This window comes from Natrialba sp. PRR66, from assembly GCF_034808065.1.
In the GTDB taxonomy this organism is placed as follows: domain Archaea; phylum Halobacteriota; class Halobacteria; order Halobacteriales; family Natrialbaceae; genus Natrialba; species Natrialba aegyptia.
The window spans coordinates 717,702-739,769 of the sequence record NZ_JAXHGN010000003.1 but is presented as its reverse complement, the minus strand read 5'-3'; the positions used below and the strand labels follow the sequence as shown (position 1 = coordinate 739,769).

Annotated in this window: 19 protein-coding genes; 13 read left to right on the top strand and 6 right to left on the bottom strand. The window is 50.5% G+C overall.

Annotated features, from left to right (window positions below):
- Positions 1-425: 425 nt before the first annotated feature.
- The 3 genes from SM755_RS14125 (at position 426) to SM755_RS14115 (ending at position 5,552) form a co-directional block, all read left to right on the top strand.
- Positions 426-1,466 carry a hypothetical protein gene (locus tag SM755_RS14125; protein WP_323173216.1) on the top strand — a complete coding sequence of 347 codons (1,041 nt, stop codon included), beginning with the start codon at positions 426-428 and terminating at the stop codon, positions 1,464-1,466.
- A 29-nt stretch (positions 1,467-1,495) separates the two neighbouring features.
- The gene (locus SM755_RS14120; protein ID WP_323173215.1) at positions 1,496-2,824 is read left to right on the top strand and encodes a hypothetical protein; all 1,329 of its coding nucleotides are present in this window, start codon (positions 1,496-1,498) and stop codon (positions 2,822-2,824) included.
- Positions 2,825-2,885: 61 nt separating this feature from the next.
- A complete protein-coding gene (locus SM755_RS14115; protein WP_323173214.1) occupies positions 2,886-5,552 on the top strand; it encodes a DUF1156 domain-containing protein in 2,667 nt (888 codons plus the stop codon).
- On the opposite strand, the gene SM755_RS14110 is transcribed toward SM755_RS14115, so the two are convergent.
- The 4 genes from SM755_RS14110 to SM755_RS14095 all read right to left on the bottom strand — a co-directional run bounded on the left by SM755_RS14110 (position 5,546) and on the right by SM755_RS14095 (position 9,833).
- Positions 5,546-6,268 (bottom strand): hypothetical protein, encoded by a 723-nt coding sequence (locus tag SM755_RS14110; protein ID WP_323173213.1) that lies wholly within the window; start codon positions 6,266-6,268, stop codon positions 5,546-5,548. The genes SM755_RS14115 and SM755_RS14110 overlap by 7 nt on opposite strands.
- Positions 6,269-6,384: 116 nt before the next feature.
- Entirely contained in the window at positions 6,385-8,070 is a 1,686-nt protein-coding gene (locus SM755_RS14105; protein WP_323173212.1) for a hypothetical protein, read from the bottom strand.
- Positions 8,071-8,081: 11 nt separating this feature from the next.
- Positions 8,082-9,092, bottom strand: coding sequence for a hypothetical protein (locus SM755_RS14100; protein ID WP_323173211.1), 1,011 nt, complete (start codon positions 9,090-9,092; stop codon positions 8,082-8,084).
- Between the two features lie 81 nt (positions 9,093-9,173).
- A complete protein-coding gene (locus SM755_RS14095) occupies positions 9,174-9,833 on the bottom strand; it encodes a hypothetical protein (RefSeq protein ID WP_323173210.1) in 660 nt (219 codons plus the stop codon).
- Positions 9,834-10,173: 340 nt separating this feature from the next.
- Here SM755_RS14095 and SM755_RS14090 point away from each other — a divergent pair, with 340 nt between their 5' ends.
- Both SM755_RS14090 and SM755_RS14085 read left to right on the top strand, forming a co-directional pair.
- Positions 10,174-11,931 carry an SNF2-related protein gene (locus SM755_RS14090; RefSeq protein WP_323173209.1) on the top strand — a complete coding sequence of 586 codons (1,758 nt, stop codon included), beginning with the start codon at positions 10,174-10,176 and terminating at the stop codon, positions 11,929-11,931.
- The gene (locus SM755_RS14085) at positions 11,855-13,084 is read left to right on the top strand and encodes a hypothetical protein (protein ID WP_323173208.1); all 1,230 of its coding nucleotides are present in this window, start codon (positions 11,855-11,857) and stop codon (positions 13,082-13,084) included. The genes SM755_RS14090 and SM755_RS14085 overlap by 77 nt, the downstream gene beginning before the upstream one ends.
- A gap of 4 nt (positions 13,085-13,088) precedes the next feature.
- Here SM755_RS14085 and SM755_RS14080 read toward each other — a convergent pair whose 3' ends face one another.
- Both SM755_RS14080 and SM755_RS14075 read right to left on the bottom strand, forming a co-directional pair.
- On the bottom strand, positions 13,089-13,793 hold the full coding sequence (locus SM755_RS14080; RefSeq protein ID WP_323173207.1) for a hypothetical protein: 705 nt from the start codon (positions 13,791-13,793) through the stop codon (positions 13,089-13,091).
- A gap of 236 nt (positions 13,794-14,029) precedes the next feature.
- Positions 14,030-14,290 carry a MarR family transcriptional regulator gene (locus tag SM755_RS14075; RefSeq protein ID WP_369335248.1) on the bottom strand — a complete coding sequence of 87 codons (261 nt, stop codon included), beginning with the start codon at positions 14,288-14,290 and terminating at the stop codon, positions 14,030-14,032.
- A 176-nt stretch (positions 14,291-14,466) separates the two neighbouring features.
- Between SM755_RS14075 and SM755_RS14070 the strand changes: the two genes are divergently transcribed.
- The 8 genes from SM755_RS14070 (at position 14,467) to SM755_RS14040 (ending at position 21,967) form a co-directional block, all read left to right on the top strand.
- Positions 14,467-14,874 carry a hypothetical protein gene (locus SM755_RS14070; RefSeq protein ID WP_323173205.1) on the top strand — a complete coding sequence of 136 codons (408 nt, stop codon included), beginning with the start codon at positions 14,467-14,469 and terminating at the stop codon, positions 14,872-14,874.
- A gap of 377 nt (positions 14,875-15,251) precedes the next feature.
- Positions 15,252-15,770: a transcriptional regulator gene (locus SM755_RS14065; RefSeq protein ID WP_323173204.1), complete on the top strand. Its 519-nt coding sequence runs from the start codon at positions 15,252-15,254 to the stop codon at positions 15,768-15,770.
- 88 nt (positions 15,771-15,858) lie between these two features.
- A complete protein-coding gene (locus SM755_RS24420; RefSeq protein ID WP_369335247.1) occupies positions 15,859-16,203 on the top strand; it encodes a hypothetical protein in 345 nt (114 codons plus the stop codon).
- A 379-nt stretch (positions 16,204-16,582) separates the two neighbouring features.
- Positions 16,583-17,698 carry a PD-(D/E)XK nuclease family protein gene (locus tag SM755_RS14055; RefSeq protein ID WP_323173202.1) on the top strand — a complete coding sequence of 372 codons (1,116 nt, stop codon included), beginning with the start codon at positions 16,583-16,585 and terminating at the stop codon, positions 17,696-17,698.
- A gap of 611 nt (positions 17,699-18,309) precedes the next feature.
- Positions 18,310-18,843: a helix-turn-helix domain-containing protein gene (locus SM755_RS14050; RefSeq protein WP_323173201.1), complete on the top strand. Its 534-nt coding sequence runs from the start codon at positions 18,310-18,312 to the stop codon at positions 18,841-18,843.
- A complete protein-coding gene (locus SM755_RS24410; protein WP_369335246.1) occupies positions 18,840-19,838 on the top strand; it encodes a tyrosine-type recombinase/integrase in 999 nt (332 codons plus the stop codon). The genes SM755_RS14050 and SM755_RS24410 overlap by 4 nt, the downstream gene beginning before the upstream one ends.
- 544 nt (positions 19,839-20,382) lie before the next feature.
- Positions 20,383-20,943 carry a hypothetical protein gene (locus SM755_RS14045; protein ID WP_323173200.1) on the top strand — a complete coding sequence of 187 codons (561 nt, stop codon included), beginning with the start codon at positions 20,383-20,385 and terminating at the stop codon, positions 20,941-20,943.
- Positions 20,936-21,967 (top strand): tyrosine-type recombinase/integrase, encoded by a 1,032-nt coding sequence (locus SM755_RS14040; RefSeq protein ID WP_323173199.1) that lies wholly within the window; start codon positions 20,936-20,938, stop codon positions 21,965-21,967. Before SM755_RS14045 ends, SM755_RS14040 begins: the two co-directional genes overlap by 8 nt.
- The last annotated feature ends 101 nt before the right edge of the window (positions 21,968-22,068 follow it).

Here is a 22,068-nt window from a genome sequence, read left to right as displayed (position 1 = left end):
GATCATCGGCGGTTTCCCGCTTCATCTTCCAAATTCTACCGGTCGAAACCGACGCTGTCTAGTGATTCACCAAAGCCAAACAAGCAAACCGCCTTCGCGACCAGAAGCAGTTTTCCCAAGAGCGGAGTTTTCTATCGGCCACCATTGAATTGGCAGAGATTCTGAATATATCGACTTCAGACCTAGAGAGCCGTTACGTTGATACTTACCGACTCAATGCGAATCTACAATCGGAACGAAGTGCTTCTCTTGAGGCACATGAGCTTGTTCAGGCATTAGAAGATCAGACTGTACTTGATCGCCTATCCGACGACAAAAAAGAAGAGTGGAAAGCACGGTTACGCTCTGCTGTCCAGTCAGCAGCACAGGAACTGAAGCGAGAGGGGGCGGTCATAGACTCACCACATCAGCGGCATCTTCATCAGGTGAGCGTAGAGAAATTCGTTCGTCAATTTGAACATATCAAGTACGTGTACGATTCTGATGCTGCCTTGTTTTGGCTCCTGACTCACGATGAAGTCATTCCAGCTTACACTGAGGATACAGAATCATTCGGCATCCACGACATACTGTCTCAAACAATGTACTCTCTCCAAGGGCATCTCATTGAATTCGACCCTGACGACGCGGATCTCTCAGTTCGATATGCGATCGAAGCCCGAATTGCTATCTCTACGCTGGTCAGCGTGATTAGCACGCTCATTTCCACTGGTAGCCTGACAGAGGCAGAGATCTACGCCTCCCTTAACCGGGTTCCAGATCTGGATTCGGAGAATCTGTGGTACCTCACGCGGTTCATCTCTAACGTCTTCGACGGTAACGATCCTGAGGCGATCCATCTCGGTGCCACTCGAATAGAGGCGGTCTTGTACACTCTACTGCGTGAAGAAGGGGAGGACGTAGACGCGCTCATGGAGGACGGGACTGGAACGCGTACACTCGGAAGTCTCGTTCCAAAACTAGACCAGTACGTGAGTGTGGATTTTCAGGAGTATCTTCGCTATACGTACAATGAACCGGTCGGGCAGATGTCCAGTGGGAATATCCGAAACCGTGTTGCTCACGGATTATTACTCCCAAGAGAGAATAACAGATTGTACTCGTTACTCATACTGACCGATCTCCTCCGAATTGTTACTCGAATGAATCCCACGGTGCATCACGCCAGATCCGGTATTCCTGACGCTGTTCTCATACCTACTCGAGATATGAGTCCGTTCTTCCCCTTCGTGATACGGTCATATAGCCGATCAAAGCTTCCTGATCTGGATCGGTTCTTGGCCTATCTCGAAGGTCAATCCCGTACTGTCGATGAAATCTCTGAGTACTTCGACATCCCGTACAGTTTGGCGTTGGTATGGATTCGCCTCTCAGAAGCCACCGGCGAGGTTTTGTTCGATGAGGAATCCGGAATTGTAGAGAAAGACTGGATCTCCGATCTTGCGATCTTACCTAAGTGGTTTTAACTGCGTACAAATACCCTATCATAATAGTAATGACGTCTCCAGAGGATATTTTTCGAGATTTCACCGACAGTAAGGAGGCCAGTGACCATTATGAGGAACACAATCGCAAGCGGGACGAGGTCGCCGAGGAGGAGTTGCAACCACTCATTGACGACTTCCGTAGCAGTGAGGTAGACGTAGTCGAGTTCCGCAACCGGAATAACGGTCTCAACAAACAGCATCCACTCTGGGGATTCGACGGATTCGTCGGCGGGATGCATTTCAACAAATTGCTCAAAGCCGTCCCAGGGGAGTCCGAGTTAGGAGAGAAACTTCGAAACGTCATTCAGCCACCAGAGAACGAAGCGGACGCCCACGAAACAATCGACGCGTTCGCTGAGTACACACAACGACTCAAAGAGAACGATCTTGACTCCGACCCTTTTCCGAAGTCGACGATCTTCTTTCTCAGCTACTTCTGGCACGTCCAGCAGTCGACCGACTGGCCGTTGTATTATCCAACGACAGAGCAGTATCTCAAAGAGGAAGGGCTGTTCGAAATGGAGGAGTCGTACGGAGCGAGCTACGTCGACTTCATCGCAACGATGGATGACCTCCGCGAAGAGGCCTCCACGTGGCTCGAGACACCTGTTGAGTACCGAGAGGTTTCAAACGCTATCTACTGGCACGAGGAGTTGGACGAGTCTGAGATCGAAGACGAGGAAACGAGCGGTGGAGGCGAAGAGACAGAGACGTTCGTCAACGGTGACAAGCCGTACCTTCCGCCGGTCGTCGCCGATCTAGACGCGGTCGCTGCCGGCAGAGACGAAGCCGTGAACCAGTATGCGCCAGCCGACACGGATCTCCCGGTTATCTTCGAGCGAAAATGCGGAATTCTATTCAAGATGCTCGGGTTCGACACCGAAGTATTAGGTCAGGGTTCGGGCCGCAATCCAGACGGGATCGCCGAGGCGGTGCGGAACGACTATGCGGTCATCTACGACGCGAAGAAGCGGGAAGAGGGGTACCGGATCGGCCGGGACGATCGGACGATCAGAGAGTACATCGAGACGCACACGCGTCGGCTGCGCGATCAGGGCAAGCGGCACATCTACTTCGCCATCGTCTCGAGTTCGTTTCGGGACACCGAGGAATCGACACTGCGTGACCTGCGGACGAACACAGACATCGATAACATCGTCCTGCTCAAGGCCGACGTACTGCAGGAGTTACTTCGGATGCGGCTGGAGGAACCGTACCTGAACCTCGACGATGTGGAGTGGGTGTTCGGGAATCGGCCCGGGGAGATTCAGTCCGAGGAGTTGGAGAATATCGTCCCCGAATGGCGACAAAGTGATAGCGAGTTTTTTGTCTCGTAGACCGACAGCTCACAGACCATAAACATATACAACCCTCCCGTGTCGATGTAGGAGATAATCAATGTCTCAAGAGACCGGGAAATCTGAGGAGAGCGAGCGGAAGACACTGCCAATCGAACGCGGGTATCCAATTGAACAAGTTAACGAGATAGTAGACCGTGAGAATAGAGCCAAGCGTTACTATCGACCACTATCTACGATGCACAAGTGGTGGGCCCGTAGACTTGGAAGTGTCTTTCGTACGATATGCCTATACTCTCTTCTGGATGACTCAGACAATATATCAATTGTTGATACAGGTAAAAATGGCACTCTTGACGATTTTAGGGCTGGTCGTGGCAGGGTTGAAACGATCTTAGAACAAGTTGATTTGGCTGACTCTACAAGCCTCTGGAATCTCTATCATAAGGATGTTCGCGTAGACAATAAGAAAGTACTCGACCCGTTTATGGGCGGTGGGACATCGCTTATGGAGGCCTCGCGCTTCGGTGCCTCTGTCGTCGGTAATGATTTGAACCCAGTCGCATGGTTTGTGACGAAAAAGGAACTTGAGTCAAGCAGTACGGATATTGAAGATCTGAACTCGGCGTATCAACAAGTAAAAAACAAGGTCTATGAGTCGTTTGACTACTATTATAGTACTAGTTGCCCAGAATGTGAAAAATCTGCGGATGTAATGTATTATATGTGGGTGAACGAGCTGGATTGCACATCATGTGGAGAAACCATCTCACTATTCAAAGACTATCGAGTTGCTAAGGGGAGGTATGACAATAGCGATAAATACAACGTACTCTGTCCAACCTGTGAATCTATCTTCTTGGTAGATGAATGGCGAGAGCCTTGTACCTGTCCGGACTGCCAATTTGAGTTTACCCCAGCTCAAGGAAATGTTGATGGTGCTGATTACTCTTGCCATGAGTGTGGTCAGAGCTATGCAGTGATGGATGCAGTAAATGAACAAGATGGGCTAAAACCCCGTCTTTACGCGTTAGAATACTATTGCTCTCACTGTGATGACCAAGGCTTGGATCGTAGCGAAGTAAAAGGCTATAAGCCGGCTGAAGAGCGTGATATTGAGCGATACGAAGAAGCATCCGATGAATGGGACGAAAGTCCTGAGCTTAAGTCATACGTCCCAGCATCTGAGATTCCACTAGGAATCAAAACGGATAGTGCGGCATTTGAGGAAAGCGTAGGTGGCGGTCACAATCTACTCCGATATGGGTATGATGATTGGTCAGACTTATTCAATGACCGTCAGCTTTTGTGCCTTTCCAAACTATTGAAGGCCATCGATGACGTTGACGATGAAAATGCCCGTGAGTATCTACTTTTAGCGTTTTCTGACTCACTAATGTTCAATAATACGTTCACTATCTATAACCTCCAAGGCCACAAGATAGAAGGAATATTCAGAGGGAATTACTTTAAACCATCTAAAGAGTTCGTAGAAAATCATGCATGGGGGACAGAATTCGGGAGAGGTACCTTCAAGAAATCTTGGAATAAGATTATTGCTGGTGTTGAGTGGGCTAAGAAGCCTGTCGAGCGACATATTGTAGACGGTTCTACAGAAAAAACAGAACCATTCGGTCAACCAGTCGGAGAAGATTTCGAACTTCACCGTGGCGACGTTCGAAACCTTGACTTTGAAGATGAATTTGATGCAGTTTTAACTGATCCACCATATTACAATAATGTAATCTACTCAGAGTTGTCTAACTTCTTTTATGTTTGGCAGCGTCAGATACTAAAAGAAAAGTATGATGGTTTTGAGCAAGAAACAACGCCAAGAGCAGAGAGTATTGTAACTAACCCAGCAGAAGGAAAAACTGAAGAAGACTTTGAAGAAGAATTGCGCGAATCCTTCTCGGTAGTTCACGATGCTCTCAAACAGGACGGTGTTCTTGCGTTCACATACCATCACAGTAACGTAGAGTCATGGGGGGAATTACTCGAGGCGCTGTGTGACGTAGGGTTTGAGGTCACTGCTACGTATCCAGTGACGGCAGACACAAATCGGGCTACATATAAACTCACGGAAGGAGACGCAGTATCGTTCGACATTATTATTGTGGCTCGCCCAGCGAAGACCCGTGAACCGATCTCATGGAATAGACTTCGCCGCAACATCTACCGAACAGCCCAGAAAACACGACAGCGGCTCGAAGAGAACCGTGATCTCTCGCGCGGTGACATCGGCGTTGTCGAGATGGGCCGATGTTTCCACGAATACTCGAAGCATCACGGTGAAGTTGAACGCGCCGGTGAGGAGATGTCTGCCAAGGAGGTCGTCGACGAAATCTACGGTGTCATCCAGCACGGAAGCGACATCGGTGAGATCGATGTCTTCCTTGACCTACTGGAGACTCCAAATGCATCTTACGACGACCTCAACAAGCTTTGTCGCGGGACAAACGCGACGCCTGAGCGCATGGAGGACATGCATCTTTACTGGGTGAACGACGGCTTCAAACTCGGCACATGGGACGACGAGAAGCGTATCGCCTACATCCAGTCACGCGTTGACGGCGACGAGGAACTTACCAACCTTGACAAGGCGCAGTTCCTCCGTTACCGCTGGGAACATGGCAAGTCTGTCTCTGAGTACCTTAGCAAGTGGGAGATCACCGACGATCTGCGCGAGCTTTGTGAGGGGCTGGCCGACGCGACCGGCGACGACACCTATCGGAATATCCTGGAATCGCGACTAAGTGACTACTGACGAATGCTCACCTCTGGGATGACGTCATCCCAGACGAGGTCCAACTCCCCTTCTAGTTTCTTCGTATCTGCTGAAGTGATGTTAACACTCTGTTCAGTCCACTCGACTTCCTCGAAAACCTCTTTTGTTAGTTCCGGATTCGTTTCTACGACGGGGCGAGAGAAGTCTCCCTGGCGAGAAGTTTCGACCCGAATTGGCTCCGTCTCCCAGATTTCTCCTGTCTCTTCAATCTCCTCGAATGGCTTCTGATCCCCGAACCGAATATCAGTATCACTCCCGTTTGGTGGGGACGCCTCGGAGTGGACGGAGAACAGATCAAACTGGGCAGATTCGCCACGGTTCAAATTAATCCTTGTTGGTGACTCCGACTCATTCCAAGTCGGAACCAAATCGATGACGTATCTCTCTTGAACGGGTACATCGTGAAAATCGTCCCCATCTGGGCCAAATTCAGGCACTTTCTCGGACGTCTCACGAAGCCCACCGAGTCGAATCCGCGGTTTACAATTAGAGGCAACTGACCGGCCGGCATTCGAAATCTCTACTCGATATTGACCCCAGGCCATTAACTCCTCTGGATGCGACTCTCCCTCCTTGAGAACCCCTGATTTGAATTCCAGTTCGGGACGAGAGTAGAATCGCCAGAGCCACTTAGCACCGAGAGTTGCGACGAGACCACCGACAGCACCTGAGAGTAACGTTGTTACGATGCTCATCTTCAACAGTACACAATATCCTCTCCGGTGACAGATATAGTAGGAGGATTTTGAGTATGGTATTAGGGGATGTGTTCTATGGGAGAGGCTCGAATGAATAGGTCAGCCGGCGATTCTCAATTCACGATTGATTCAATTACTCCACTCAGAGGCCCGTCGAGCCATGTCAGGTCTACGATCGCGTACACGCACAGGCCGAGCATGAGCGTGAACAGTACGTAGTAAATCCACAAGTCGATCTTGAACTGCCGCTTCATGTTGTCGCTGCCGTCGCCCTGTTTGATGCCGTTGAATGTGTTCTCGTCAATTCGATTCTCGTACATTGAATAATATTGTTCCCGACCGTCCTCCGTGGCCTGGAACTGTTGACTTAGGCTGTAGGCCGTTCGAAGTCCTAGAGAAATATATACGAATACAGGTATCAGGGAAGCTGTCAGCGCAGTTTGAATCGCTGTGATGCCCGACAATTGCGATATTATTCCAGCCCAGGTAATTGCCACGTATGCGACCATTCGAAACAGGTCTCGATTCAGATTGTTGGCCAGACCCCTTCGAATGTCGGAAAGTTCTCGATGCGTGTTGAATACGTACTCCGTGACATCCTGCTGAACTTCGACAAATTCCTCGATGCTGTCTCGGATGTAGAACTCGAAGTTCGACCTGACACTCTCTTCGATGTCACCGATCTCCGTGATCATCCCAGAGACAGTCGTCGAGTAGAGAGTGGCGATGTTCCTGAACACGGAGATTCGATCGGTCGTCCGCGAGCTGTATATCCAGTTGAAGAGTTCAATGAAGCTCTCGACAGTCTCTTGGTCGGCATCTGCTAATCCATCATCTACGGCACTTTCCTCGAGTGTCAGTCCCTCCTTCTTATTGTTCAGAAGGAGATCCGATTCGATGACTCGGCGACCGTTGATTCGAACTTGCCATCCGTCATCCGTTACTCGACTAACGTTCGAGACACCCAAAATCCCAGAAGCTAGTCGATAAGGTCGTAATAGGGAGCGGACTTGGTCTATGAATCCAGACTGGGAAGAAGAGTCGAGTTTCATGTAATCTGGTGGGAGGTACTGGTCATCAAATCGGTCAATAGCACATTCCCGCCGAATCCGCTCGTGTTGGTCGTCGATGTATGAGTCCCTCTGAAAGAAAGAGTTCAAGTCCGTTTCACCAAGACGCTCTGGTGGAAAGTATCCGACTTCAGGGCCCGAAACCGCCTGATCCAAATTCCGGATGACGAACAACCGCTTGCCCTGGTCACAATAGAAGAGTTCCTTTAGTTCCTCGAACGAGGAACCCTGAATGTCACTGATTACGTCGGACTTCTCAAAATAGTAGCTCGCACAGCAACTCTGGTCAAGTTGGCTCTGAACGTATTCGTCGACGTGGGAGCCGTCAACCATGTATTGAAATTGGCAGTCGACCGAGCCCGTCTCCACTAGTGAACGGATATCTTCCTCGAGGCGGTCTCTGGAGGACACCGAGTCACTGCGAAGCGATCGGATAGCAGTCTGAGCCTCATCTTGACCAAACAACCGATCAGCGTCCGCGCCATTGTCGGAACTGTCGTTAATCGTTACGTCGCCCGAGGTTTCCCAGAGAACTTGGTACTCGAACGAACCGGCCTGATGGTCAAGTTCAAATACCAGGTTACGTCCATCTATAAACTCGCGGATATTCTCTACAGTATCGAAGACTGAGTCGACTTTTTCGGCGGAGAGGTCGTCTTCAATCTTTAGACGACGACCGACGATCTCAGTCGCCCAATCATCCTGAAGTCGGTCGATAGACGATTCCAAGCCAGACAACATTAGTTGTCGAGTACTTCCGTGTCGAGTTCAGTTCCGCGTATTGTCACGGTTACCCCATCGCCGCTCTCTTCCTTTTCAACCATGTCTTCCGCAGTCGACGGGAAGCGGACGCGTATCTGTTTGTCGACCTCGTACTTCACTGTACTTGGCAGATTCTCCGTATCAATGGCAAGAGAATCTGGATTATCCACCCCGAGGCGATCAGCCAACTCATCCCGTGAAACTTCTCGCCCGACGATGTCGCTCGCCACGTCGGTCACTTCATCAATCCCGACGATACCCGAGTCTGTGCGGTCTTTCAGGTCTCTAAAGCGCGAAGTATCAGCCCCGTCAGCACTCTGGCCGGTATGCTCTTTCTTTAATTCGCTCACAACCTCGAATACGTTCTTCGCCTGCTCCAGAGACCCTTCCTCTATATCGCATTGGAGGAACTCGTGGAAGTAGTCAGAAACAGAGCCGGATTGATAGAATTTGACGTCTCCGGGAAGTCGGTAGCCTTCCGACTGTACAATCGGATATACGAGGCCCTTTTGCAACTCTTTCGGCTCAGGGAAAATATCCTCCAAGTCCAATTCCTCGATACCTCGATCGTCCGCCAGTTTCAGTCGTTGTTCCTCAACTAGATCCAACTTGAGAATCGAAACAATCTGATGTTCGTCATCGTCGAGAAGAATCTCTCCAGAGATCGTGGCTTGGATGATAAACAAAACGCCATCGTTTGCCCGAGGGTGTATCTGTGAGTTTAATTCTTCGGCCAGTGACTTCGATGCATCTTCAAAGTCATCGGGAGAATATTCAAAATCCGTCGTTCTCGTCGTTTCTAGCCATTCTTCAGAATCTGTGTCTGAAGTGATAAAGTCGCCACGCGTGACGTCAGCTATGTCAGTTTTCACCACGACCTGTTGGATGTATCGTTCGAAGAGTTCCAAATCCTCGTCGATGTCCCCACCAACCGATTCCTTCCATTGATTTGCATTGTCAAGATCAGGAGAAACAGGTGAATAGGTCATCGAATGTATCTCCGAATTCATGTTGAAAAGGGAAACTAACGTGATTGGTAATAGGTTTTCCCTTAGTGTCTTGTTGGGCACCTAAGGGCCCAAATACAAAAGTGCCTTAGAGACGTCCGTCTCAACTGTTTCCCGTTTGAGTGACTCGACCATCTCCATCTCTTGTCGAGTACGGTGACTCGGGTATGACTCTCGTTCCTCGTGTCGGCTGGGAAGTTTCCGGACAACATCGTGGAAGTCCACCTCGACGACTTCCAGAATTTCAGAAGACTTCTTAGGCCTCACTTCAATCTTCCACCGCACTCCGTCGGTAGTGATCCCGACCGTAGCTTCTCCTAAGTCGCTCTTGAGGTAGTCTTCCATCTGCTCCTTGCCGTACTCGAATTTGTTCGGCGTTTTCACCTCGCCGATGACGGTACACTCCACGCCGCAATTGAAATTCTTGATCGCGAAATCCGGCCGCGTCTTGTCCCACTTTGGGAATCCATATGGCTGTGCCCAGAACTTGTAGTCGAGGAGTTCCAGCGTCGGCCAGATGAGATACTGCTCGATGAATCGCTCTGGATGCTGTCCGAGCTTCTTTCCCTTCAGGTACTTCCCTTCTCTAGTGACGTTAGAGAGATGCACCGGAACGTCACGACGAGAGAACTCGTCTGCGAAGTTCTCGTAGACGCGAAGGAGTTGCTCCGCAAGCCCAGAGTGATCGGTGATGCTGGTCGGTGTCGTCTTTTCAGAAGTCATCCCTGTGGAACTCTTCGATCGAACTGCAGTTGTGGTCGTCGCGACGCGTAATCCATCCGCCGAATCGGTGTCGTCGCCAGCACTTCTAGCTATCGATGAAGACGGGATTGTCGCCCACATTTGGGTCAAATTGTATCGCCCTCATCCTGTCCTCCTTCTCGACGATAGATTCCTGGTCAAGATTCAGGGGTTCTGTTCCCCGCCATGAAGTCAAATAATTAATTAAATAATAATATAATTTGCCAGTAACGGAGACAACTCCAGTCGTTCAATCTACCGCAATGGAGGGGCTACGGATAGGGGAAACACAAAAACCCCTCCGATGAAATGGTGGAAGTAGATGTCGAGAAAGAATCTCGTGGAGGCCGAGTTCCGCCACGAGGACGAGGATACGTTACTGACGGATGTTGGAAAGTCCTCTTCCCTTGTTGAACATCTCCTTTCGGTTCAGGCAAATCGACTCCAAGCTGGCCAGCCGGACTCTGAACTCCGTTCGCTCTCACACCTCGACGAGGAGAACGTCAAACTCCTCGAGCATCAGGTCGACGCCGCCCATCGTGCACTCTTCGAGATGGACGGGAAGGCGCTCCTCGCCGACGAGGTCGGTCTCGGGAAGACCATCGAGGTTGGAATGATCCTCAAGGAGATGCACCACCGTGGCACTGACGACGCGGTGCTGATCCTCACGCCGGCGCAGCTCGCCCAACAGTGGCAGGCCGAGATGCTCGAAAAGTTCGGTCTCAACTTCACTTGCAATTACGACGACGACTTCGAGGGCTTCAACGCCCACGACCATCTCATCGCAAGTATTGACACCGCAAAGAGTGACCGCCACCGCTCAACTGTTCTCGCCCGCGATTGGGACGTCCTTGTGCTGGACGAGGCCCACTACGTGAAGAACGAGGAAACGGATCGCTATGTACTCCTTGATAAGCTCTCTTACGACTATGCGTTCTTCCTCACGGCGACGCCGATTCAGAACGACGTCACCGACCTTTACAATATCATCTCTCTGCTCCGTCCGGGCCTGTTCGGTACGCGCGAGGCATTCCACCATTACTTTGTCAACTCTTCACAGGAGAAACTGGTCAACCGCAACGAACTCAAGAACCGACTGCGCGAGGTGATGATCCGAAACCGTCGCGAGGAAACGGACATCGACTTCACACCGCGTAACGTCACCACGCGTACCTTCTCTCCGTCGCCGGCTGAACGAAACCTCTACGAGGCGGTCACGGAGTACGTTCGCGGAGCGTACCGCGAGAGTCAGGGACAGAAGCTCGTCCTGATGACCCTCCAGAAGGAGGTCGTCAGCAGTCCCGCGGCGCTCGGGCAGACGATCGAACGCCAGCTCGACGGCGAGGGCAGCCAACCCGCTCATGCCGACAAACTCGAAGAGATTCTCGAGCGGATCGATGCAGTCGAGACACCTACGAAGCTCGATCGCGTCCAGCGGATCACTGACGAGGCCCGAGAGCGCGTTGACAAGGGACGCGTGATCGTCTTTACGCAGTTCCGTGCCACCCAGAGGGAGTTACTGGAGACGCTCGATAACGAGGGCTACACAACCCATACATTCCACGGCGGCCACTCCAGCGACGAGAAGGAGGAAATCGTCGAGCGGTTCGAGGAGGAGGGTGGCGTTCTCGTATCGACAGATGCGATGAACGAGGGGCGAAACCTTCAGTTCTGTAATGTGATGGTCAATTACGACCTCCCGTGGAATCCGATGAAGGTCGAACAGCGTATCGGCCGCATCCACCGAATCGGACAGGATCGTGAAGTTTACGTATTTAATATCGCGCTGGAAGATACCATTGAGGAGTACGTGCTGGAAAAACTCTACCACAAAATCGACCTCTTCCAGCAATCCGTCGGCGAACTAAGTGAGATTCTGACTCGACTGGAGGAGACCGGTCGTAACTTTGAGGACGACGTGTTTGAGCGGCTGGTTGAAGCGGGTTCTGAAGTTGAATTGGAGAACGACTTCGACGCGATGGCTGTTGACCTGCAGGAACAGCGTGACCTCGCTGACAAGGTCGAGGATTTCAACAGCGGCGTCTTCGAGGGCTTCGATCTGGGTGCCAGCGATGACTGATGCGACTCTGCTGGTCACGCAACGCGCGGTCGAACAATTCACTGAGAGCTATCTAGCCTCACTCGGCGCTGAAATCGAAAAAAACGGTCGACGATGGTCGGTCAAACTCCCTGATGGTGCTGATACCAACCTTGAACTAGACGGGTCCGTACTGGAGATCGTCGACGAGCCGAGCGATGTTGACGAGGGTACCCTCGCTATCGCTCCGGAGAGCCCGTTCGTAGAGCGGATGCTCAAGGAGGCAGCTGACCGAACTCCCGTCGGCTCGCTGTCTCTCACTGACGACGACGTGAAGACCCGACTTCCGCCATGGCTGACTGACGGCTCAGTCGATGTCGTGGACCGGGCGTTCACGCCGTACTACGACCGACGGGCAGTCTGTACACTCTTTCACGCTGGGATTGAGACCGTCAGCGAGTATCAACGGGAGAAGCTACACGCAATTGCGATTGATCTCAATGACCATGAGGTGCGCCCACGTCTCGCGGAAACCTATCTAGAGCTGGCGAATGACGAGCAACGAGAACTCAACGACGGAAGAGGGATTGGCGAACAGGCGTTAGCCGATGCGCTTGATGCTGCACAGACCGCCCTTGAAAACGAGCTAGCGACGACGGTACAAGAAACGCGTGAGCGAGCAACGCGTGCAGTGGAAGTCGAACTCGACGAGTATCGTCAGTACGCACGCCAACGGCGTGACGAGTTGGCTGACGATATTGATAACCTGACGACTCGGATAGAGGAAGTGTCCGAAACTATTGACACCGCCACTGAACAGGAGGAGCGTGTCGAGGCGCTCCGAAAGCGAAAAGACCTCCAAATAGAGTTGGATGATCTCCGTGCCAAGTTAGACGATCTGATAACTCAGATCGAGTCCGAGTTCCCCGAGAAACGCCGAGAGATACGAGAACGGCATGCGCTCACCGTTCGATTGCAACCGGTGGCCGCGACCGCAGTATCGTACGAGCGCGGCGATCTCGAGCTCACGCTTCGAGTTGGTGAGACCACGCTCTCGAGATCCTATGGATACGCCGTTGGAACAGGAGTGATGGAAGAGGCTACCTGCGAGCAGTGCGGGGAGCAACTGACGGCGGAAAATCCCCTCACCATAGATGCACATCGCGCAGTCGGAGAGGACTGCTGCAAGGACTAATTGGTTAGTCACCCAGCTGATAGAGGAGGAAGTCTGTAGGATCGGAGAGGACATCCATTGTTAGCGCATTGGCGGTCGACTCGGCGGTCGAAACGCCAAACGCACAGACGCTAGCCGGACTTCGATAACCGATGTCGATCAAGGTCTCTCGCAACTCGAGTTCCAACTCTGCCTTTCCGATGTCTATTGTTGGCACCCCTGCATCGCGGAAGGCCTCAAAGGCCGCTGGCGTCCTTGACAACACGATTCCGCCGGACTGTAGAAAGGAAAACTCCTCGCCGAGAATTGCCAGCAACCGCTCTTGACGATCAGGATCATCAGCCACATCCATTTGACGGGCAAGAGCCGATGTCGTTTCACCTGAGTACACATCTACGCCGTTCTCGTCGAGAAGTTCGACGACATCATCCGGGAAGGCTGCCTCAGCTTGCCCCCGGTAGAAGTCCCACACGTCGGTCTTCTGTACAGTCGATTGATTCTGGCCGGTTATTAGCTTGTGAAATGTTACAGGTACGTACAAGTCTCCGAGACGCGGTTCAGTTGGCATGCGACCGAGCGTGGCCTGCGTCTGCGATGCAAAGACGGGCGAGTCAGCAAGTCGCCTCAGAGCGCGGTCGGCGACAAGCAGAGACGGATCGAGTAATACGTCGATCGGCGGTTGAAATTTCCGGTCGAGTTCCGTTCGAAGTTGGTCATTGCTAGCGTTCATTGCTACCCGGTTCAATCTGGTTCCTGATAAACCACATCGGTAGCCTTTTTCTCACCGGATTCTGGTTTGCGTACTTTCCTGTCTCTCAGTTGGGTTTTGATATCGGTCGGGTGTGAGCCCAATCAACACAGATGAGTTGGAGTATTCACGAGATCAGTCAATCAGTAATCTAGCAACAGCCCCTCGTGATCCTTGTTAGGCCATCGCTGTTGAATGCGCTGTCTAGTTGTCAACGTTCACCGCATCATTTCTATTTCATCTGCTTCGACATCACCGCCGAGAAACCGTTCACCGAGTTCAGTTAGCCGATAGTTCGTTGGATCAACTCGTTGGAGCAGTCCAGCATCAGCGAGTTTTCGACATCGTCGAGAGATATACTCTCCTGTATAATCGATATTGGCTGCAATAACTGATGGAGAAGCAACGATATCTTTCTCTTGTAGAAACTCCATGATTCGTTCGTCTGCCTGAGTCATCCACTCTATACGAGGCCGCATTTCCAATACTATACAGGAAATTCGAACCTAAGGACAGGTGAGAACCTGTCTGTGGGCATATTATATTGAATCTCTAGACACAGATTTTTGTGGTTGATGGTGGAGAGGTAGACTAAGATTCCGAATATGGAGTATACAGAAACGATCACCACCGAAAAGAGAAGGGCAACTTCGGAATGACAGGGTGGGATGACTTTGCTGCAACGGATATAGATCGAATTGTTTCTAAACTCTATCATGCCCTTCGTGCCACGCGCCGTCGTCATGTGATCCGACTTTTGCGAAATACCGATGAAACGACTCTCACAACGAAAGAGACCGCCCGAAAAATAGCGAGCCTGGAGCAAGGGGTTGTTATCGAACAAGCAACCGGTGAACCATATCGGAACGTGTACAATGCACTTTCGCAGACTCATTTGCCTACGCTTTCTAGTGCCGACATAATCATCTACGAACCCAAGCGCCAGCGCATATCTCGTGGTCCGTATTTCCAAATGGCTGCACTGCTAATTGAGACTAATACACCGACAGTAAACGTGTTCATCTCGCTCACTGAAGCAACTGAAGATGAAGAATGTCGTTGATCACTATCTCCAATAGAGCATAACCGTATTGGAACGTGTATAACTCGTTCACCTATACGCATTTGTCGACTATTCGGACGCTGATGTTATCATCTATGACCCCGAGCGCAGACCGTTGCCGCAGGCCCATATCTCACGATAACTCCCTTCTAAGAAATCTCAATCCCGTGCTCGAACTTGAGCCGGTCGAAATTGCGTTTTAGCCACTTCGGAACCTCGAGGGGGGGAGTGATAAATCTAAAGTGTCTTCGTAAAACCCTCTCTTGGCCTATGAGTTCCTTGGAACGGCAGACGTAGATTTGCGTGATAAGCAGGGAATTAAACAACATATTTTGAGTGAAGAAAGGAATATATGGTCTTCTCCCGTTGGTGGAAGTATGACAGACAACACACGCCGCGAAGGGCCACCTCCATTCGACAGACCGTTCGGGGATGAGGACACGAAGCAGCGCGTATACGGAACGATATTGCACGCTCGAGAGCCGATGACGGCCGCTGAGATCGCCGAGCAAGCAGACTGTTCGGCGGAGTCAGCACGGACCCACTTATCCTTCTACGCTGACCTGGGCATCGTTATTCGGCATGAAGGGCGACCAGTCAGGTACGAGCGCAACGACGACTACTTCGAGTGGCGGCGAGTGAACGAGTTAGCGCGGAAGAATACCGTCGACGAGTTGCAGGCCCGCGTCTCGGAGTTGACCGATCGAATTGAAGAGTATCGCGACGAATACGGCGTCGATTCACCGGCAGAGGTCAATGTCCTTGAGTTCGACGCAGAGCGGATTGACGATGTGTACGTGGAACTCAGTGATTGGGCCACTGCTATTGAGGAGCGTCGTCATCACGAACGTGCCCGGAGAAAGGCCGCCAGTTCAACGGCCCCGTCCCACAGCTGACATGGTACCGGTGAATGACGGTCGGAGCCTTGCGCCGATCGACTGATCGGTGTTAGAGCGACTTCGATCCCAATTTCTCGGCAGCCGTATGTTTCAATCGGCAAAAATCATTACGACTTGGAAGATACACCTCCATGTCGACCTGTCCGACGAGTACTACCCGAATGAGGTATCCGCTCGTCTCGAGATCCGCTGGTACCGTAACGACGATTTCAATGTCCACTATCAAGAGGAACGGCAAGATAGTGCGTGGAAGTGTCGATGGGATCGGCATCCGAACGCGCACAACTCGAGAGATCACTTCCATCCGCCGCCGGTCGCGAGTCGCAGTGACGCGAAAAACGAGCAGTGGCCAGATGACCATCGTGACGTGAGCCGCCTCGTCCTCGATCGCATTGAGGAGCGAATCGTAGCACTGTGGGAGCAAAAATAGGTAGAGCGCTCTTCCGTAGGAGATTGTTGATCCAGTTGCGTTGCTCGTCTGCTTGATTGAGATCCACGTGTAGAGAGGTTCCTGATCGATGACTCAGTTCATCGCAATCAGCGCACAATCGCAAGAGGGCGCTCCATCAACAATGTGCTACACAAGAGCGTAGGTAGAGAGTATCGGTAACACCGCTCTAGTATGTTTTCTATCGATTGACTCGACAGAATTGATTGAAGACCTTCCGTAAGTGATGTCTCCTCGGATCTATTCAAAATATCCGAACTACTGGCGTTCTATAACCACAACTGGCGGTTGATCAAGTGGCTTCTCGTTGTCCAACTCACTTGTATGATTCGCAACCAAATCAGCAGTCGAGAGGGGCAATATGGGAGAAGTAGATAGTGATACGAATAGGGCAGGGACGTCCGAGATCCATCTGGTCAACGAAATCTCTGGAAAGCAGTTTCAAGACTGGTATCGGGAGCGAAAGTTCCGGAAGAATATCGAAAACGGAAAGCCGTATTTCAATGGACCACCGTCGGTTCCGTCACCCCAAAGACATAGTCCGAGTCAGTTGTTGCAGTGTCACCGGAAAATCGCATATCGTCAACACAACGCGCCAGCAGAAAAACCGAATCCAACAGGGATCTTTTGGTTCGGGTCACGATTTGAGGAAGATCTAGTGGTGGACTTTCTCAAGAAGGCTGTTGTCAACGACCAAGAGTACGTCGCGAACTCGTTATGGGTGGACTTTACTGTTCAGGCCGATACCGGTGAGATTCAGATCAAGGGAGAAACGGACCCAGTAATCGTAGATGCAGATGGCGAACCGTTGCTTCTCACGGAAATCAAGACTAAGCAATCGGTAGCAAACGTCCAGTCACCTAACAAGCACCATCGGGCTCAAGCGCATGCGTACATGAAAGGATTGTCCGAGAAATACGATCGGACAGTGTCGGAGGCCGTTATCCTGTACGGAAGCCGAAAAACGCTCAACGCTAAAACGTTCCACATTGAATTCGATCCCTGGTTCTGGCGCAACACGGTTCTAAATTGGGCGGAGACACACGCGACGTACCGTCTCAACGAAGACCTACCACCAGCAGCCCCGGAGTACAGTTGGGAATGTAGCTCTTGCTCTTATAGTGAGCGATGCGGACGAGGTAGTGCAAGTTACGAGGACGTAGATGCTACTGGATTGCTCCCTCTCCATGAGTACCCGGAGAGGGTGGTTAGAAGGTATTTAGAGGGTAATAAGGATACAAAACTCACACCAACCCTTTCAGAACGGTATCCAGAATTAGCGGACAAATTTGGGGTACACGATTGGCGATGTGAGCGTTGCGATGGAACCTATCCACACGATTCACCTGACTGGACTGGGAACGTCTCGGAACCGCCTCTCTGCCCGTCTTGCTGCGACGATGGTGTACCAGCTACGTTAAGAGGAGACTCCATCGACACTCAGAAAATAGGAGAAGGTCACCATGTCGCGGAATAGTTGGCTACATCTCGATGATCTTCGGGAGAGTTGGCTGTTCCTCATCGCTGGCGGGACTGAACAATCAGGCCAGCCAGAAGGTTCGCAGAGTTCTACTGGAGAGATTGAGTACTGGGAGATTGGCGTCGGGAATCCAGAGAAGTTAGTCGAAACAGCGGCATTGAGTTTGGCTGGAGGACATGTCCACTCCCAAGATGATCTTCTCACCGAACTCCATAACGAACTGAGAGCATATCGCTATCAAGACACGCTGCTTGTCACACTGGACCAAGAGGTAATGCAGCGTCTTCGAGCGGAATTTGTAACATCGGAGATCAAGATGCCGTCTTTTCGTGGATTCACACACGTTAATATCGAGTCACAACTACAGACACAGTTTGGGCAGTCACTCGCTGACTATGGACTTGCTGAAGAGGAGCGACGTCGACCGCGTGTAACGGACGACACGAAACAACAGGTCGTGAGCAGCGGAACAGCAGAACGTGTCTGGGAGGTCTGGACACGAATATATCGGTTAGTTCCAAGCACTGTAATCGAAGGAACAGCGCTATGATCGCAGTTAACAGCCTCTCAACTACAGACTTCCTGAGTACTGTACTCGGTGAGTGGGTATGAACGAAGCAGATCCGACGTTTGTCCGTCGGAAGTTCACAATCACGGAGAGACTTGACCAAACATTACAAGAAATGGCTGCACGTCACTATCAGGGGAATGTGAGCCTGTGTCTGCGCGCAGCGATCGAAAGTCATCGGGAAACTCTCGAGGGAGATGGCCAGTTTGCTGCGCGCCAGGTTGCACGACAGTTGGATCTACTCCAACAAGGGATGCGGGATCTCCAAGCAGACCTTGATGATGTCGTCGTGGAAATGGCTGATGAAGAGACGGAACCAGAGCCACGCTCTGCTATGTGGGGCGTCGGGTTGGCAGACGAGATGCAGGTCATACTTGACGCTCTGGACAGTTCTGGGTCACCATTACGATTAGAGGATCTCCTCGAGCAGAGCGAACTGAATCCACCGCAGCTTCAGAAAAACCTAGCGCGGCTGGTTGACCTGGGATTCGTGGTTGAGACAACTGATGGAAAACGACGATACGGACATGCTGGCCAGATCAATTCCTCGAAGAATCAGGGAGGATTACAATGACGCAAGATATCGATATTAGCTGCCTTCGAGTACCGGACAAATACGCGAAAGAGTATCTGCAGCACGCAGCGGGTCTAAAGCTGGCATCCAGTTCCACGAAGACGTACGAATCCCATCTCAGAGGATACGTTACATTTCTTCACGACGGTAATACCTCTGTCCTCGAGGCGACGTTCACAGACGTGCTAGAGTTCGTCGAGGAGTGCGTCCGACTCGGAAATCGTCGATCGACGATTGAGGGGAAAGTAACGACGATTAGTGAACTGTACAAGTACATTCGACTCCGAACGGAATACGATCTACAATTAGAACCATTACGGGTAGAAAATATAGATGTAAGCGGTTACCAGACTCCAGAGCCAATCAAGCGAGAAGCGCTCTCTCGGGAAGAGTTACGCCGGTTGTTCGATGCTTTCGATTCCTATCGAAATCGGCTCATGGCAGTGGTTGCAGTTGAGACTGGGCTTCGGAACTCAGATTTACGGGAACTCAAAATCACGGATCTAGATTTCGACTGTTTACAAATCCATGTATCTGATCCCAAAGGATCGAAACCCTACGATGTCCCAATAAGCGACGAATTAGCGTATGAATTGGAGTTCTGGCTCCAACATCACCGAACCGGCTATGCAAGGTCAGATGAGAGTCCATATGTGTTTCCGAGTCTGTCTGGTCTGAAATTAGAAACAAACAGTAGTTTTAATCAGATAGTTCGTGACGCAGCTGAGCAGGCTGGATTGCAAGAGATAGTCGGTGAATCACAGATTCAGCGGAATAACGGATTAATGCTAGAAAGTGATATCCGACAATGGCATCGAGTGACGCCCCACACGCTCCGCCATTCATTTGTCACTCTTCTCGCGGATTCAGGCGTAGATCTATCATATAGACAACTAGTGGCTAATCATGCGAGCGCAGAAACGACGCGCAAGTATACCCATCTGACTGAAGATCGTTTTTCGACGATTCGGGATAGATTCGTGCCACCGAGGTAGGACTAGGCACCTAATACAGAATATTCTGAACACCCAAATTCTTTGATGCAAGTTTAGAATTTGATGTGCCGTGAAACATTGTAAGGGTGTCCCAATCCCCAATTTGCCATCTCCTAATGACTGATATTTAGGTGAGATATTTTGAATATTACTTTTTAGCTGTTTTTGGACAATTCTTGTTGAAAACATCCTCCAGTAACAAGAACATAGGATTTGAAACTCCACAAATTGACAGGTTATTAGTTCATGGGCGAGCAATAGTAGGATGTAGCGCAGAGGAAACTCTGTGCGACCATGCTCCGACCGCCCAACTCCCTTACCAATAGCCACAGGTGTGGTCCACTTGCTGGGAGAGGCCGGGGCGCCATAACGCCCCGAAGGCGGAGTCTACGACCATGAAAATCGTAAACCCCGATAAGCATTTTCAGTTGTACAGAGATAAGCCCTATGGGCTAGGTAGAAGTAACCGTTCAGAACGCCAGACCCCTGCACAAAGAGTCACCGAATATCCCTGCAAAACACCGCTAAAAGTGGGTGGTCTGTGTTGACCCGGGATTTTTCACCAACGGTTGGTGTTTCTTCCGGGGACCAGACAGAGAATTCCTCCTCCGATGTTGTCCGGCCAAGTGTGACGATTCTAGAACGACATATTCAACTGCTTGATCAAATGGCAACCGAGAGATACGCCGGGAATCGAAGTGCGTGTCTACGAGCGGCCATAGAGGATCATGCAAGATCACTTGAAGGAGAGAATGAATTTGAGGTCGAACAGTTAGTAGTGGCAGTACAAGATTTGGAGGAAAAAATAGGTGATCTCCAGAGATCACTGAAAGAGAATTTAGAAGAAAAACCAACTGGTGAGGATCTCAGGCAAAATCACCAGCACCAGAGCAAGGATTCAGGGAGACAGCACCAGATATATGAACTCATTCCCAGCCAAGGATCGATCTCACTCAATCAGATCATATCGCAGGTTGATGGACCACTGGTAGAACTTGAGAGTACACTCCAAACCTTGTGTGATCGAGGTTTAGTCAATAAAACTGGGTCTCCGAGGCACATTGAATACGAAATTAATACGTCTGGGGTGTCAAACAATGAGTGAGAGAAACAGTGAAATCGAAGATGAGTTAGAGCTAAAGACAGGATCAAAACTAGCAACTGAATATCTATATTCTGAGTGTGGGGCAACAATCTCTGAAAACACTGCAAAAAACTATCAGTCGTATTTGAGAGGGTATATCGAGCATTTGGATGAGGGTTCGGTAGAAGTTCTCACAGCGAAATCTCAGAATGTACGGTCTTACTTAAAAAAGAGAGCTCGACATGGTAAGAGAGAGAGTACACTTAGACTAGATCTAACGGTAATTAAAGGGCTGTACAAATGGATTCGGTTGGAAACAGAAAAAGAGGCTCAAATTGATTATCTTCACCTTGAGAATATTAATATCGGACGATTTCGCACGACTCCGGCGATCAAGCGAGAGCCCCTAAACAAAGACGAGTTAGAAGATCTGTATGACGAACTTGATACTTTTCGAGATCGATTGATGGTCACAGTTGGAGCAGAACTGGGTCCACGTAATATCGACCTCCGAAAAATTAGAGTTGGAGACATTGATTTTGAAAACAGGACAATTGACCTGTCAGATACAAAGGGGAGTGATAGGTATTCTCTCCCAATTAGTGATGAGTTGTCAGTAGAGTTCAAACATTGGTTGACTGTATATCGGCCAACGTATCTGTATTCAGAGGATCACGATTACGTATTCCCCTCCGAACAGGGCGGACATCTCTCCGATAGTCGTCTATTGGCAATTGTGAAAGAAGCAGCTCGGAACGCAGGAATTCAGGAGACTCTTGGAGAGTCGTCGATGTCTAAGCGGCAAAAAGATGCACTCGGTACTGATGCAGATGTACGAGAATGGAAAAAAGTAACAGTTCATGCACTTCGTCACACTTTCAGTCATCTAATGGAGGAAGCAGGACTCTCGCCTGAAGTCCGACGTGACGCTCTAAACCATAAATCTACAGAAACTACTGAGAAGTATTATTCTAGTGACGAAACAGAGTACAAAGAATTAATAAGAGAGTTACTGCACGGGGAGCGAAACAACGAAGACAACTAACTCTCTCCCAGTTATTTATAGACCTTTCTCAATTTCCTATCAGATAGCAAGTCTATACACTGTTGTACATCTGACTTTCAAGATATACTTTGGCAGTACCC

Excerpts from the sequence above, each read along its gene's own strand:
- SM755_RS14120 (WP_323173215.1), top strand. The coding sequence starts at position 1,496 with ATGACGTCTCCAGAGGATATTTTTCGAGATTTCACCGACAGTAAGGAG.
- SM755_RS14115 (WP_323173214.1), top strand. The coding sequence starts at position 2,886 with ATGTCTCAAGAGACCGGGAAATCTGAGGAGAGCGAGCGGAAGACACTG.
- SM755_RS14110 (WP_323173213.1), bottom strand. The coding sequence starts at position 6,268 with ATGAGCATCGTAACAACGTTACTCTCAGGTGCTGTCGGTGGTCTCGTC.
- SM755_RS14100 (WP_323173211.1), bottom strand. The coding sequence starts at position 9,092 with ATGACCTATTCACCTGTTTCTCCTGATCTTGACAATGCAAATCAATGG.
- SM755_RS14095 (WP_323173210.1), bottom strand. The coding sequence starts at position 9,833 with ATGACTTCTGAAAAGACGACACCGACCAGCATCACCGATCACTCTGGG.
- SM755_RS14090 (WP_323173209.1), top strand. The coding sequence starts at position 10,174 with ATGTCGAGAAAGAATCTCGTGGAGGCCGAGTTCCGCCACGAGGACGAG.
- SM755_RS14080 (WP_323173207.1), bottom strand. The coding sequence starts at position 13,793 with ATGAACGCTAGCAATGACCAACTTCGAACGGAACTCGACCGGAAATTT.
- SM755_RS14075 (WP_369335248.1), bottom strand. The coding sequence starts at position 14,290 with ATGCGGCCTCGTATAGAGTGGATGACTCAGGCAGACGAACGAATCATG.
- SM755_RS14070 (WP_323173205.1), top strand. The coding sequence starts at position 14,467 with ATGACAGGGTGGGATGACTTTGCTGCAACGGATATAGATCGAATTGTT.
- SM755_RS14065 (WP_323173204.1), top strand. The coding sequence starts at position 15,252 with ATGACAGACAACACACGCCGCGAAGGGCCACCTCCATTCGACAGACCG.
- SM755_RS24420 (WP_369335247.1), top strand. The coding sequence starts at position 15,859 with ATGTTTCAATCGGCAAAAATCATTACGACTTGGAAGATACACCTCCAT.
- SM755_RS14055 (WP_323173202.1), top strand. The coding sequence starts at position 16,583 with ATGGGAGAAGTAGATAGTGATACGAATAGGGCAGGGACGTCCGAGATC.
- SM755_RS14050 (WP_323173201.1), top strand. The coding sequence starts at position 18,310 with ATGAACGAAGCAGATCCGACGTTTGTCCGTCGGAAGTTCACAATCACG.
- SM755_RS24410 (WP_369335246.1), top strand. The coding sequence starts at position 18,840 with ATGACGCAAGATATCGATATTAGCTGCCTTCGAGTACCGGACAAATAC.
- SM755_RS14040 (WP_323173199.1), top strand. The coding sequence starts at position 20,936 with ATGAGTGAGAGAAACAGTGAAATCGAAGATGAGTTAGAGCTAAAGACA.